Raw genomic sequence first — 12515 nt, 5'->3', positions numbered from 1 at the left:
TCGGTGGTAGGACGGGCGGTGACGCCATGCAGCCTCGATCAGCAGCCGGAGGCTAACGGTCTTGGTGATCGACTCCGGGACACGCATAGTACCGAAAGAGTGTTGGGCAATCCCAGTAAAGTACCGATGGCGCACCCGGTCAGCCGCTGCCAATCCCCGATCTCCACGGCCGGCCAGAACGCGGTCAGGGTGGAGATCCCGCCCAAACATCCGGGCCGGTCACAGCCAGGCGGGTAGGTGCTGCCGAGCACTACCTGCGTGATCACCTGCGGGTCTAGGATTTCTTGCATGGCACATGCTACTGGCGACCCGGGCGCCGCCGGTAAGCGCGGTGAACTCAAACGGGTTCTGGGGCCCGGGTTGCTACTCTTCTTCATTGTCGGCGACATTCTCGGTGCGGGGGTCTACGCGGTCACCGGAAGCATGATCGAGAACGTTGGCGGGATGGCCTGGCTTCCGTTTATTCTCGCGTTCATCATTGCAACGCTGACGGCCTTCTCCTACCTCGAACTTGTCACGAAATACCCCCAGGCCGCCGGCGCCGCCCTGTACGCGCACAAGGCTTTCGGCATCCATATCGTCACGTTCATTGTTGCGTTCGCCGTCATCTGCTCGGGCATTACGAGTGCGTCGACGTCATCGAACGTGGTCGCAGGTAACCTACTAGCCGGGCTGCACGAAACATTCAGTGATGCAGAGGGAGTGGGCTGGTTCGACATTCCGACCGGGGATACCGCACAACTCGTCGTCGCGCTGCTCTTCATGAGCCTGCTCGCTGTGATCAACCTCCGTGGCGTCGGCGAATCTGTGAAGTTGAACGTGGTATTGACCCTCATCGAGATGACCGCGCTCGCAGTCGTCATCGTCATCGGCCTCGTCGCGGCCGGCAGCGGCAGCGCCGAAGGCGACATCGGGAATCTGGTGGTATTCGAGGACCCGAACGAGAAGGGATGGTTCCTCGCGGTCACGGTTGCGACCGCCATCGCCTTCTTCGCCATGGTCGGATTCGAGGACTCGGTGAACATGGTCGAGGAGACAAAGAACCCCGAACGCATCTTTCCCAAGATGATGCTCACCGGTCTCGGAGTCACCTGTTTGATCTACATCCTGGTCGTTGTTGCGGTCATCGCTGTGCTCCCATTGGACTACGACTCCGGAAGTGAGGGGATCCTGTTGCACGTGGTCCGGCTCGGGGCACCCGGGCTGCCGATCGATGAGTTCTTTCCCTATCTGACGGTGTTCGCGGTCGCGAACACCGCACTCATCAACATGCTGATGGCGAGTCGACTGATCTACGGGCTGGCGAAGCAGCAGGTGCTCCCGGGTGTACTCGGGTTCGTCCTGCCGGCGCGCCGCTCGCCCTGGGCGGCCATCGTGTTCACGACAAGCATGACTCTTGTGCTCATCGTCGTGGTCAACCAGATGTCCGGGAATTCGGTGGTCGGCGCCCTGTCAGGGACGACCGGGCTGTTGTTATTGTTCGTATTCGCGGTCGTGAACATAGCGTGCCTTGTGCTCAAACGGCGGGCGGACAAAACGTTCTTCCGCGCTCCCGTCTGGGTGCCGGTTATCGCGGCGGTGCTGTGTCTTTTCCTCGCCGGACCGTGGGCACGTACCGAGGAGCAGATGATCCAATACCGGATCGCCGGAGTGATGCTGGTCGTCGGCATCGTGCTGTGGGCGATCACGTTCGTGATCAACAAGCGCAGCGGGCTTGACACGAAATTCTCCGACATCGACCACCTGGCCGCGGACGAGGGCGCCTGATCCCGCCCATCGCTACGACCGGTAGAACGAAGTCCGATCCATTCGTCCCCTCCGTCGTTTCGTCGCCGGTCGCGACCGTGCCGTCCGAATCGTGCGAGCAGGTCGTACTCTTACTCCTGCGACCGCCGCACCTCGCAATTCGTCGGCTCCGAAACCCGGGGGCTGATGTTCACCAAGGGCCACCGTGCTGTCCCACTCACTCCCGTCCCCGCGTGTGTCGGGGTCAGGCATGGATCGCCTTCCTCCCTCTACTGCTGCTGATTTCGTGTACGGTGGGGCCTTCTCCGCGACGGGACGGGTCAACCGCGGTACCCGGCGTCGTACGTGGCGTCGATCTTGTCGGTCTCGAGATTCCCGCCCGGGAACAACTGTCGACCACGCCTGGTCTCCCGGCGACACTCAGTCACATCGCCTGCCAGGCTCCGGCCACCGGGGGCCCATTGCTGTGCTGGTCGCAGTCACAATGGCGGTGGCGACCGGTAGACGCCTGCGATCCTCGATCAAGGCGATCTTCGCGATAGACTCGCAGACGGTGCAACCACTGTCGACTCGAAGGCGGCCGACGATGAGTTGATCGAAGTTGGCCGGTTCACCGTTTCAGATCTGGAAGCGGCCAAACAGTCCATCAGAGATGGACGCTGCGTTACTCGACGAGATCACCGACGGTACGAAACAGGCTGATATACACCATCATCGGTTCACCGAGGTCATTGGTAAGCTCGTCGTCACCGACGAGTGGAACAGCATCGAGCCCTTCCAGGAAATTCTTCGAAGGCAATACGAAGATCGCCGAGGTCACCGAGCGCGCAGGGGCCCAGGGCCCGCCTGCCATCGAGTTCCTCGAACCGATCGACGCGGCCGGCACGCTCTAACTAACCCTCCCCCGGGGGCGGCGTAGCCCTCCACTGCCATTCCCGACAGTTGGCTGTGCTCACCGTTTTTCTGGTCGATTATCCTGAGGTGGTCCGCCGTGGGATAGCGGATCTTCTCACCGCGGACCCCGAACTGACCGTGAACGGGGAGCCGGCAACGTATTCGCGGGCGCGCTGGCTCGGATCCCGGCACTCAAACCCGACGTTGCCGTGCTCGATGTCCGGCTGCCCGACGGTAGCGGCATCGAGTTGTGTCGTGAGCTGCTATCCCGGATGCCCGGCTTGCATTGTCTGGTGCTGACGTCCTACACCGACGACCAGGCGATGCTCGACGCCATCCTCGCCGGGGCCAGCGGATATGTCGGCAAGGACATCCGCGGGATGGAACTGACCGAGGCAGTCCACGAGGTGGGTGCGGCAAGTCGCTGCTCGACAGTCGTGCCGCCGCCGCGTTGATGGCGAAGCTCCGCTGGGGCGCACCACGCGGAGGCCGGCCCTTTCGCGGGGCTCGCCGACCAGCAACGGGCACTCCTTACTCTTGCCCGCTGCTCATCGTCCGCTAATAGGCTCGGCGCCGCACCCGGTTGTTGCTGTAGTGCGCGAGTTCGCGCAGTACATCCGTGACAGCGCCAGCGATGGCGGGTGATAACCCGCAGCGGGGACCCGAGGTCCGCGGCCTCCACGATGAGCGTCGGATGTCACTGCGGCCGAGGACTTGCGGCCCTTCTCCGGCACTCCCGGCCGAGGTTCGATGGAGACGTACGAGACGCGCGTGAAGAAGAGATCGCAGAGTCCGGCGAGGACGGGAGTGGATGTGAACGGGGAGCAGTGGTCGGTGAGCATCGTCATCGATGAGCACAAACCGGACGACGCGGACATGTCGGTGTCGGCGCGGGCCCGCCTACCGAGACCGGACGACACCGCACTCGAGGGCACGGGATCTGCGCGCCTCCATTCCTCCCATTTCGACGTGGTGACGATCGGCAAGCAGCTCGCCGTCGCCCGCGCACTGGCCGACCTGTCACACCAGTTGTTCGAATCGGCCTCCGAGTGCGAGGCGATCACCCGCAGTGCTCTGCGGCTTCGACATCGAACGTCCCCGGCTCCCCCTCGCATGTGATCCTCGGCCGACTCACGGCGTCACCCGGGCGGCGACGTAGTCTGTCACGTCGGTGAGGGTGACGAGTTTTCCGTAGTCGGCCTCCGGTATGTCGATCCCGACGGCCGAATGCCGGCTGACGAGGAAGTCCAGCCAATCCAGCGAATCGAGATCCACCTGATCCCGAACCGGATGGTCCGCGACCACGTCGCCGCCCTCGACTTCGGGTGCGACGTCCTGCGGTGCACGCGTCGACCGCGGCGGCGGGTCGAGGTCGAGGGCGCTTACGGTGGTGCGCAGGGTTTGGATCCCGTCGAGTGCGAGCAGGTGATGGCGAGTCAGCTCGAGACGCAACGATCGTTGCTCGGGCGCCCCCTGCCTGAAGGTGACAGGCCGGGCTCGCCGCATGGTCTGTAAGCATTTTGGCCGACACTGGCCACGAACCGCATGCCCAGACCGTAAAATTGTCAGCCTCGTTGTTGATCCGTGTCGGCCAGATCGGACATATTATGCACTTCCGGAACATCACTATCAGTGGTGAACCGGGAAGCGGGAAGAGTTCCGTCGGGCGAGAGCTTGCGCGGATTTGCGGCATGGATATTGTCAGCACTGGCGCACTACAGCGAGAATTGGCAGCTTCGCTGGGCGTATCAATTGTGGATGTCAACAAGAGAGCTGAACTTGATCAGTCGATTGATTTGCGTATAGATAGCATTCTGCAGAGGAAGGGCGCGCAGACTACTGCATTGATATTCGATTCTCGACTGGCTTGGCATTTTGTTCCAAATGCATTCAAACTACATCTCATCATAGACCCGACTGTGGCCGCTGAGAGATTGCACCGGACTCGTGAATCAAATGTCGAAAGTTACACGTCCGTGGAACATGCTGCGCAGGATGCGCGTACTAGAAGTTCGAGTGAACGTTCGCGTTTTAGGGATAAGTACGGCGTCGATATCTTCAGGCTGAGGAACTACGACCTGGTGATTGACACTTCTGACGCACCGTTGGACATGGTCGTATCCGAAGTTCTTCAGGTAGTGAACGGCCCGCCGACGGATGGCCTCCAGCTGCGGGCGAGCCCACGTCGTGTTATCCCAACAATCGAACCAGTCCGGGAATTGGCTGCGATTGAGTCAGGCGCCGCACCGGCGTGGGAGCAACCTGTTGTCGGATACAGCTCGCCGGAAGTATTTGCGCTGCGGGGGCACGATGCTCTTAGCAGAGCGCTGATCGCAAAGCAGGTGTTGGTGCCAGCTTTGCTTGAGAGCGAAGGCGGAGAAGAGGTCACCGCCGGGATTACTGCGGATGAGTTTTTATTCACGGAAGCACAGCGAAAGTGGATGTACGATTGGGAGCATATTCACGGATTTCGTTTTCCCTTATATCCAGACACGGCTGACCAGGTAGGGCGTAAATAAGCAGGTTGTGTCATTGGAAAACATCGGGCAGCGAATGATCCACCCACCCCGCCCCGGCACCCGCCACTTCATCTGTCAGCTATTTTTTTCAGCCATACATCTGCGGGCGCAGGCCCTGGCCTTGCTTCCACCCCGCGGAGCCCACCGCGTGCGACAAACAGAACGACGCGCAGATCTCGGGCTGGACGGGCCTCGAATTCAGGTCCCGCCGCACAGGGTCGACGTCGACGGACAGACCATACTCGAAATCTCGAGAGGCATTCCTGCTGGGTTGGCAGGTTATCCATATCCTTGGCTGCACTACCAGTGAACTCCACAACCCGGCGGAACACACACGAGAATCAAAAGGGCAGAAGATCATTGGCCATATTCCGGGCGCGGAACCGCTCTCCGGTGGTCCGCCCCTCCCCTCAGCCAGGCCTGGCGACCCGGAGACACCCGGAGACACCCGGAGACACCCGGAGACACCCGGAGCAGGAACATACCCCCTCCCCGCGCCGCCGTACGACCCGTAGGGCGGCGAGCAGCGCAACGTCCCAGCAACGGGACCTGGACTACCTCGGCCTCAGCCCCGAACGAAGGCACGCGAGAACCTCACGAACGCGGCCCCGCGGGTCCACGACCAGCTCCATCAAACGGCGACCCGCACGACGGTGAATGCGCACAACGGTCACCGTTGACATCGGCGGAAGTGTAGGGACCGGCAAGGCCGCGGGTGGACCTCCGCCCCAAAGGCGACGACCATGGATCTCAGGACAAGCCCCCACCGTGCCACCATCCGCCAAGAAGGTAGGGAACAACATGGCTGCCGACCGTCCCATCGTCGTCGGAACAGACGGATCACCGTCGGCGCTGCAGGCAGTATCGTGGGCCGCGAAGGAAGCGGCACTGCGGAACGCTCCGTTGACGGTGCTCACCACGATGCTCCGTCCGGGCGTCTACGGCGCCCCCGTCGGCCTGCCCGCCAACTTCTTCGAAGAAGAGGAACTCGAAGCCAAGAAGAGGTTGGCCAGGGCCGCCGAGGTCGCAGCCGACGCGGTACCCGGTCACTCGCTCGAGATCCACACCGTCCTCGGCACCGAGACACCCGCCGGTGAACTCGTCGAGCGGTCGAAAACTGCGCGCATGGTCGTCGTCGGTGCGAACCGGCAAGGAATCATCGAAAGGATGTTCCTGGGCTCGGTCAGCTCCGCCGTCGCCACCCACGCACACTGCCCCGTCGCCGTCATCCACGGCCTGCCCGACACCGACATCACCGCCCTCGCAGGACCCGTCGTCGTCGGCGTCGACGGATCCGCGCACACCGAACCCGCCATCGCCATGGCATTCGAGGAAGCCGAACTGCGGCACACCGAACTCGTGGCCGTCCACGCCTGGTCCGACGTCAACATTCCCTTCGCCTTCGAGGACGGCGACCCCGTGTGGATGCAGATCGTCAAGGACGAAACAGCCCAGTTGTCGGAGTCCCTCGTCGGCCACGCCGAGAAATGCCCTGGCGTGACGATCCGCCCAGTCGTCGTCATGGACCAACCCGCACACAGTCTGCGCGAGCAAGCCGAAAATGCGCAGCTTCTCGTCGTCGGCAGCCGCGGGCGGGGCGGGTTCGCGAGCATGCTGTTGGGATCGACCACCAGGACGTTGATGAACTCGGTCAACCGCCCACTCCTCATCGTCCGGTAGCCGCCCCGGCCGCGGCCGATTGCCGGACGAGTTTCGAGGGAGTGGTGGTGGTGTTCGAAAAGTTCACCGAGCAGGCACGCAGAGCAGTGGTCTTGGCCTCCGACGCAGCCCGGACACACCACCACGATTATCTCGGCACCGAGCACCTGCTGCTCGGGGTCCTCGAAGCCGACGGTGTCGCGGCGACATCACTGACCTCGTGTCCACCGACGTCATCAGCAGCAAGCTCGCCGACATCGGCCCACGCGTGCCCGACCCGGCCGGGCACATCCCCTTCACCCCACACGCCAAGAAGGTGCTCGAACAGAGTCTGCACGAAACATCGTTGCTCGGCCACGATGGCATCGGCACCGAACACCTCCTGCTCGCTCTCATCGACAACAGGTCATCGGCCGGTGCACAGATCCTCGACGAAGCCGGGCCCGCGAGTTTGGACAGGCTGCGGGAACACGTTCTTCGTCAGGTCGCCGAAGACCGCCGCGAACCCGCTGGGCCGGGCCCGACCCACATCACCACCGTGCGGTTGACCGACGCCGAGCACACCCTGTGCGCAGACGCGGCCGCCGAGGCGGGCCAACGCCTCGACAGATGGATGCGCGACCGCATCCTCGACGCCGCACGCACCCGACGCCCCACCCGGCAAACCGATACCGAATAGAACCGGCGACGCACCCCCAGCAAGAGCGACTCGGCGTTGCGGGCGCACTTCGCGCCCCTCCGTCGTAGCAATCGTCAATCGCCGCAGGTGGAGTGAATCGTCCCCCGAGCGGCGCTGTGTCGGCGCACCATGCGCGTCTGCCCTCCCACCACCGAGACAGCGCCTGCTCATGCGCGGTGGCGCGGGGAACTTCGACCCCAATTATGCGTAGCGAAGTGTAGTTCTTGTCGACGAGCTCGGCGAACACCCTGGGACCATGATCGGGCCATCTCAAGGTCCCTTCGATCAGTACGTTCTCGCCCCGGTCCAGGCACTCCCTACGAATCTGGTCGATGAGGGCGGTGGATTCGTCATGTACCAGCGCCGCCAACTCTCGGGGAGCCAACCGGGCGCCGTCCGCCAGCACGGTGTCGAGGAGGTCGTCGTAGATGCCGTCGGTTAGTGCCTGTTCGATCAGAAAGTCTTTCACGACGTCCGCGTCCAGAGGACGGTAGTCGTATAGTTCGGCGACATGTTCGCGTAGCAAAGCGCTCTTGCCGGCGCCAGGTGCACCTGCCGTGAGAACCGCAGAACGCGCTTCACGCGGCGGTGTCTCACGAGACCGATACTGCTCAACGACGTTCTTGCGGAACGACCGACGCGAATGCGATCCGCATAGCGGATATTGGTGTTCGTCGAGACTTCGTGTCCAGCGGGCCCCCGCTTGCCGACATGCCGGCGAGCTGCGCGGCGACCTCACCGCGCAGTGAATCTGATTTGATCACGCAGACAACGCCGCTCGCTCGAGTGCGTCCTTGTTCCGCTCCATGAGCCGGCCGAGCTCATCCTCGGTCAGATGTCCGCGGCAGTAGCGCGTTCAACCTCATCCCAGCTACCCGGCCCATATGCATCAGTCGATATTCCACCGCTCACGGGAACACGATCGAACGTGTAATCCCAGTTGAGGAGAGTGTCCATCATCTCGTCGTCGGTGATGTCTCCAGCAGTACGGCGATCGATGACTTCAGTCGGTGTCCGATCGAGGAGCGCCGGGTTCTGCAAAACAGTGCGCAGCATGCGATGGATCGTGGGCTGCGAGATCCCGATGTGCTCACGGATCACGCGCTGCGCAATGTGGGCAGTGTCCGCCTCGACTATTGCTCGGAGGAGATCGAGTCCCGCGATCCTGCGACGTGCAACAGCAACGTCGAGCGCGCGGCAACCGCTCGGTCTCGATCGATCGTGTCCATCATCAACACCTCCTCTGATTCACCCACCGCAGGGGATCCGTAACGTGTTCACGCCCACACACGGTCGATCAGGGGTATAGCTTCGGCATCAGCGATCAGCGCTCAGGAAGGTCCCATAACGAGCGAACTTCGACGAGGATGTGACCTGCACCCCGGGAGCGTTCGCCGGCCGGGCGGCCGGAGAGGGTGTCGATGTTCGTCCTGGTACGTCATGCGCACGCAGGTAAGAAGCAGAGGTGGCGCGGCCCCGATGCCGACCGCCCACTGAGCACGCTCGGTCATCGGCAGGCACGCGGCCTTGTCGCTGCGCTGAGCGGCATCGAGGTACGGGCACTGAGGTCCAGTCCAGCGCTACGGTGCCGTCAGACCCTGATGCCTCTCGCCGCGGCGCGCGGGCTGCGTATCGACAATCACCCGCTACTGGCAATAGGCGCACCGACCAACGAACTCTTCGCCCTGCTCAGTGCGCCGGATGTCGACGGGGCCGTTTTCTGCACCCATCGGGAGGTGCTCGACGCCCTGGCAGAGTTCGCGCGGGCGCAAGGATCGACATGCGTGCCGCGGGCGGCGACTACCGCGAAAGGCGGAGCCTGGGTCGTCGACCGCACCGCCGATCCGGCCGAAACGCTGCGCTATATCGCGCCCGCCGATGGCTAGGTCGCGGCAGCACGGCCTCATCGAATAGTCGCGGGCCATCGCGCCCCCGCGGAAGCACCCGCCGGTACGGGAACGCAGCATCAGCTGCTCAACCATGATGTATCCGGGCAACGGGATCGGCTCGAACTCGACGCAGATCGGACAGCAGGCACGGCCTCGGGCTTCGCCCAGCGAGACCGACGCTCGAACACCTCAAGGCCGTCTTCAACATCACAATGGTGGCCGACTCAGGTACCGACAAACCTCTTCCTGTGGGCGTAGGCCCTCGCCAAGCTGGCCCGCCCATCGCCTGCAGACAAGGGCCGGCTTGCTACTTACACCGGCGTATTTCCCGCAGACCCTTTGACGGCGGCGGGGGTCTTCCCGTTATGGGTGAATGCGCTGACGGACAGGCCCGAGTCAGTTCAGGCCTGCGGCTTCCTTGTCGATGGCGGCGAGCCGGGTTTGGGCGGCCGAGACCACCCCGTGCCGATTCTTGTGCGCCTCCTCCTACGCGACGATCGCCCACACATCCGCAAGGCCGAAAGTTCCTTCACCGCCGCCGCCTCGGAGACGTCCAGGCCGTCGAAATCTTCGATGGGCCACTCGCCGGGTTCGAGGACTCCAGTAGCGGTGCGGGCCGAATGCAGCAACTCGGCGGGGCCGGCCCGGCGGCGTCTTCGCGGCCGGCGACCTTCTCCGCGGTCTCGAGAGCCGCATCCCGGGTCGCGGCCAGGGTTTTGACGGCGACGTCCCCGGCATGGGCGCCGCGGCTGACAAGTCCGCTGAACGCCAGCGGGGTGGCGCGGACAGTATCGACGGCCCGGTCCAGTCCGCGGGCCGACCAGGACACCGGCACGTTGAACAGCCGCACCGTGGTCCCGGCGGCCGCCTGCAGCGGGGTGCGGCGCAGCGCGCCCGGACCGCCCAGAGCCTCCTCGGCGAGGACGGTGGTGAGCCAGATTTCAGTGTGGGTCAGATCGAGGACTGCACGCAACTGCGCCAGCAGCCTGGTGGTATCGGGTGTGCTCATGCGGATTCGCCCCTTAGGCGTTGACGGCATCGGGTCGACGGAAGATGCAAACAGGGCGTAGATCACGTCCGGCGCGATGCGCGACAGGATGGCGGCGACCAGCGGCCGGGTCTGCGTCGTGAACACCTCGCGGATCGGGGCCTCGGCGCGGTCGCCGGATTCCTGCAGGGCCTTGAAGACGGGGGTGTCTTCGAGCTTCAGGCGAATCCAGAGTCCGAAGCCGACCAGGAGGGCGGACAGAAGGAAGGCAATACGCCATCCCCAGGACTCGAACTGGGCCTCGGTCCGGGGTGAAACGCGAGGACATCGACGTCGAGCTCATGGAACCGAACTGGTGGTGACCGGGAGCTGAAGGAGCGCGAGCGCAAAGGCCTGCTTCGTCGCCGTACCCGTCGGGTCGGGTCGGAGAGTTCGAGTATCGCGTCACGCTGCCGGGCTTCGTTGTCCAGTGGAGTTCTGACCGTGCGGGTGCAAAGCGGAACGCGCACAAACCAGGAAGATCGAGGTCACCGAGGCGGGCGCCAAATAGAACACCGAACTCGGACCCCAGTTCTCGTTGCTGATCGTTGGCGGAGGACCGATCCGGCTCATGTCGTCCTCGTGCCTCGAGTGCGATCAGTCCAGACTTCGGCGAGATCAGGGAGTAGGTGGACACGTGGCGCCTCGAGTCCTGCAACTGATTGAAGGTGGACTCCCTACTTCCTGTACGCGTGTGTAGGGTGACCGGCAATCGAAGGTTTTCGGGGACACGGATTGGCCCCCCACGCGGCCTGTTTGCGCACAATGAGTGAGTGGGCCCCGCGCACGAACGACCGATAGCACCGATGTTGGCGACCCTCGGTTCCCCGCCGGTCGGCGATGGTTGGGCGTTCGAAATGAAATGGGATGGCCAACGAATGGTGGCCTCTACCAGAGGGAATGCTCCGATCTTGTGGAGCCGGAACGGCCACGATGTCAGCGAATCCTATCCGGAGCTGGTCGAGGCACTGAGCACGGCGCTCGCCGGTAGACCGGCAGTCGTGGACGGCGAGATAGTGGCCCTCGACGCCACCGGCAAACCGTCCTTCCGCCGTCTGCAGCATCGAATGCATGTGGTGAAACCGACTGCGGAACTTCGCAGGACAACGCCTGCCACCTACTACGTCTTCGACCTCCTGGTCCTCGACGGCGCGGAAATCATGTCCCTTCCCTACCTCGACCGCCGCACAGCTCTCACAGATCTCGAACTGGATGGACCTCGTATTCAGGTCCCGCCGCACTGGGTCGACGTCGACGGACAGACCATGCTCGATGTCGCGAGAGAACAATCCCTCGAGGGTGTCGTGGCCAAACGGGTGGAGTCGACGTACCGCCCGGGGATCCGTTCACCGTCCTGGGTGAAAACGCCTCTGCGCAAGAACACCGAGGCCATCATCGCAGGCTGGGTGCCCGGCACCGGCATGCACCACAACGCCGTCGGCTCACTGATCCTCGGCGCACACGACGACACCGGCGCCCTCGTCTACATCGGGCATGTTGGAACCGGCTTCACGGCATCCATGCGCCGCAAGCTCCGAGACCAACTCGCAGAACTCGAACGCCCCACCAGTTCCTTCGACGTTCCCCCACCGCGATCCATCGCACGCGGCGCGCACTGGGTCGAACCGCTCCTCGTCGGCGACGTCGAATACCGCGAATACACCGGTGAAGGGCTCCGGCATCCCAGCTGGAAAGGACTGCGCAACGACAAATCAGCCGACGAGGTGGGTCTCCCCGGCCGCCATTGATCAGGGGGAACGGGAAAGCCGCCGGCACCGCCCGGTGTCAGCGGCTCCCACCCTCCAGGCGCGCTTGGAACATGCATCTACACCCTGGCAGGGTCCGGTGCCGCCAGTGCGCCCCTCGGCTAATGGTCGCTCGAAGCGACTCCGATGTGGCACACGGGGCATTTTGACCGAACAGCATCGACCTGAACGTCCTGTTTCAGGAACTTGCCTCGACCCCGCTCCCCTCATTGTTACGGAGGGGAGCGCTGCTTGGCGCGGGTCGCCGGCGGCGGGGCCGGGAGCGGAGTCCACCCCCGCGCGGACGCCGGGAGCGGTGGCGGCGAGCCGAGCCGATCGGTGTTCACCAGCGTGAGC

General features: G+C 63.8%; 10 protein-coding genes and 3 pseudogenes. 8 read left to right on the top strand and 5 right to left on the bottom strand.

The window, feature by feature from the left end:
• The first annotated feature begins 288 nt into the window (after positions 1-288).
• Complete coding sequence (locus HGB39_RS25730) at positions 289-1767, top strand: APC family permease (RefSeq protein ID WP_043788770.1); 1479 nt, start codon at positions 289-291, stop codon at positions 1765-1767.
• A gap of 643 nt (positions 1768-2410) precedes the next feature.
• On the opposite strand, the gene HGB39_RS25725 is transcribed toward HGB39_RS25730, so the two are convergent.
• Positions 2411-2599, bottom strand: coding sequence for a hypothetical protein (locus tag HGB39_RS25725; RefSeq protein WP_005564669.1), 189 nt, complete (start codon positions 2597-2599; stop codon positions 2411-2413).
• 95 nt (positions 2600-2694) lie between these two features.
• Here HGB39_RS25725 and HGB39_RS25720 point away from each other — a divergent pair.
• A pseudogene (locus HGB39_RS25720) lies at positions 2695-3179 on the top strand (response regulator); the annotation flags it as partial.
• A gap of 232 nt (positions 3180-3411) precedes the next feature.
• Positions 3412-3759: a dsRBD fold-containing protein gene (locus tag HGB39_RS25715; RefSeq protein WP_242323010.1), complete on the top strand. Its 348-nt coding sequence runs from the start codon at positions 3412-3414 to the stop codon at positions 3757-3759.
• Positions 3760-3771: 12 nt separating this feature from the next.
• On the opposite strand, the gene HGB39_RS25710 is transcribed toward HGB39_RS25715, so the two are convergent.
• A complete protein-coding gene (locus HGB39_RS25710) occupies positions 3772-4092 on the bottom strand; it encodes an acyl carrier protein (RefSeq protein WP_005564672.1) in 321 nt (106 codons plus the stop codon).
• A gap of 155 nt (positions 4093-4247) precedes the next feature.
• Here HGB39_RS25710 and HGB39_RS25705 point away from each other — a divergent pair, with 155 nt between their 5' ends.
• The 3 genes and pseudogenes from HGB39_RS25705 to HGB39_RS40610 form a co-directional block, all read left to right on the top strand.
• Positions 4248-5159 carry a cytidylate kinase family protein gene (locus tag HGB39_RS25705; protein WP_005564675.1) on the top strand — a complete coding sequence of 304 codons (912 nt, stop codon included), beginning with the start codon at positions 4248-4250 and terminating at the stop codon, positions 5157-5159.
• Between the two features lie 801 nt (positions 5160-5960).
• On the top strand, positions 5961-6839 hold the full coding sequence (locus HGB39_RS25700; protein WP_168442955.1) for a universal stress protein: 879 nt from the start codon (positions 5961-5963) through the stop codon (positions 6837-6839).
• Between the two features lie 41 nt (positions 6840-6880).
• Positions 6881-7359: pseudogene (locus HGB39_RS40610) on the top strand (Clp protease N-terminal domain-containing protein); the annotation flags it as partial.
• Here the strand turns inward: HGB39_RS40610 and HGB39_RS40285 are convergent.
• Together HGB39_RS40285 and HGB39_RS25685 are read right to left on the bottom strand one after the other, a co-directional pair.
• A complete protein-coding gene (locus tag HGB39_RS40285; protein ID WP_005561429.1) occupies positions 7349-8236 on the bottom strand; it encodes a zeta toxin family protein in 888 nt (295 codons plus the stop codon). The pseudogene HGB39_RS40610 and the gene HGB39_RS40285 sit on opposite strands and share 11 nt — an antisense overlap.
• Before the next feature lie 92 nt (positions 8237-8328).
• Entirely contained in the window at positions 8329-8553 is a 225-nt protein-coding gene (locus tag HGB39_RS25685) for a hypothetical protein (RefSeq protein ID WP_242323009.1), read from the bottom strand.
• Between the two features lie 365 nt (positions 8554-8918).
• On the opposite strand from HGB39_RS25685, the gene HGB39_RS25680 reads away from it, so the two are divergent.
• A complete protein-coding gene (locus HGB39_RS25680; protein ID WP_039950975.1) occupies positions 8919-9383 on the top strand; it encodes a SixA phosphatase family protein in 465 nt (154 codons plus the stop codon).
• A gap of 399 nt (positions 9384-9782) precedes the next feature.
• Here HGB39_RS25680 and HGB39_RS25675 read toward each other — a convergent pair.
• A pseudogene (locus HGB39_RS25675) lies at positions 9783-10323 on the bottom strand (ferritin-like domain-containing protein); the annotation flags it as partial.
• Between the two features lie 896 nt (positions 10324-11219).
• Here HGB39_RS25675 and ligD point away from each other — a divergent pair.
• Complete coding sequence (gene ligD, locus HGB39_RS25665) at positions 11220-12161, top strand: non-homologous end-joining DNA ligase (protein ID WP_043793681.1); 942 nt, start codon at positions 11220-11222, stop codon at positions 12159-12161.
• Positions 12162-12515: the final 354 nt, after the last annotated feature.

The organism is Rhodococcus opacus (assembly GCF_012396235.1).
GTDB classification, from domain to species: Bacteria; Actinomycetota; Actinomycetes; order Mycobacteriales; family Mycobacteriaceae; genus Rhodococcus_F; species Rhodococcus_F opacus.
Note: the sequence above shows the minus strand (reverse complement) of the source record. Positions and strands in the feature narration are given on the sequence as shown.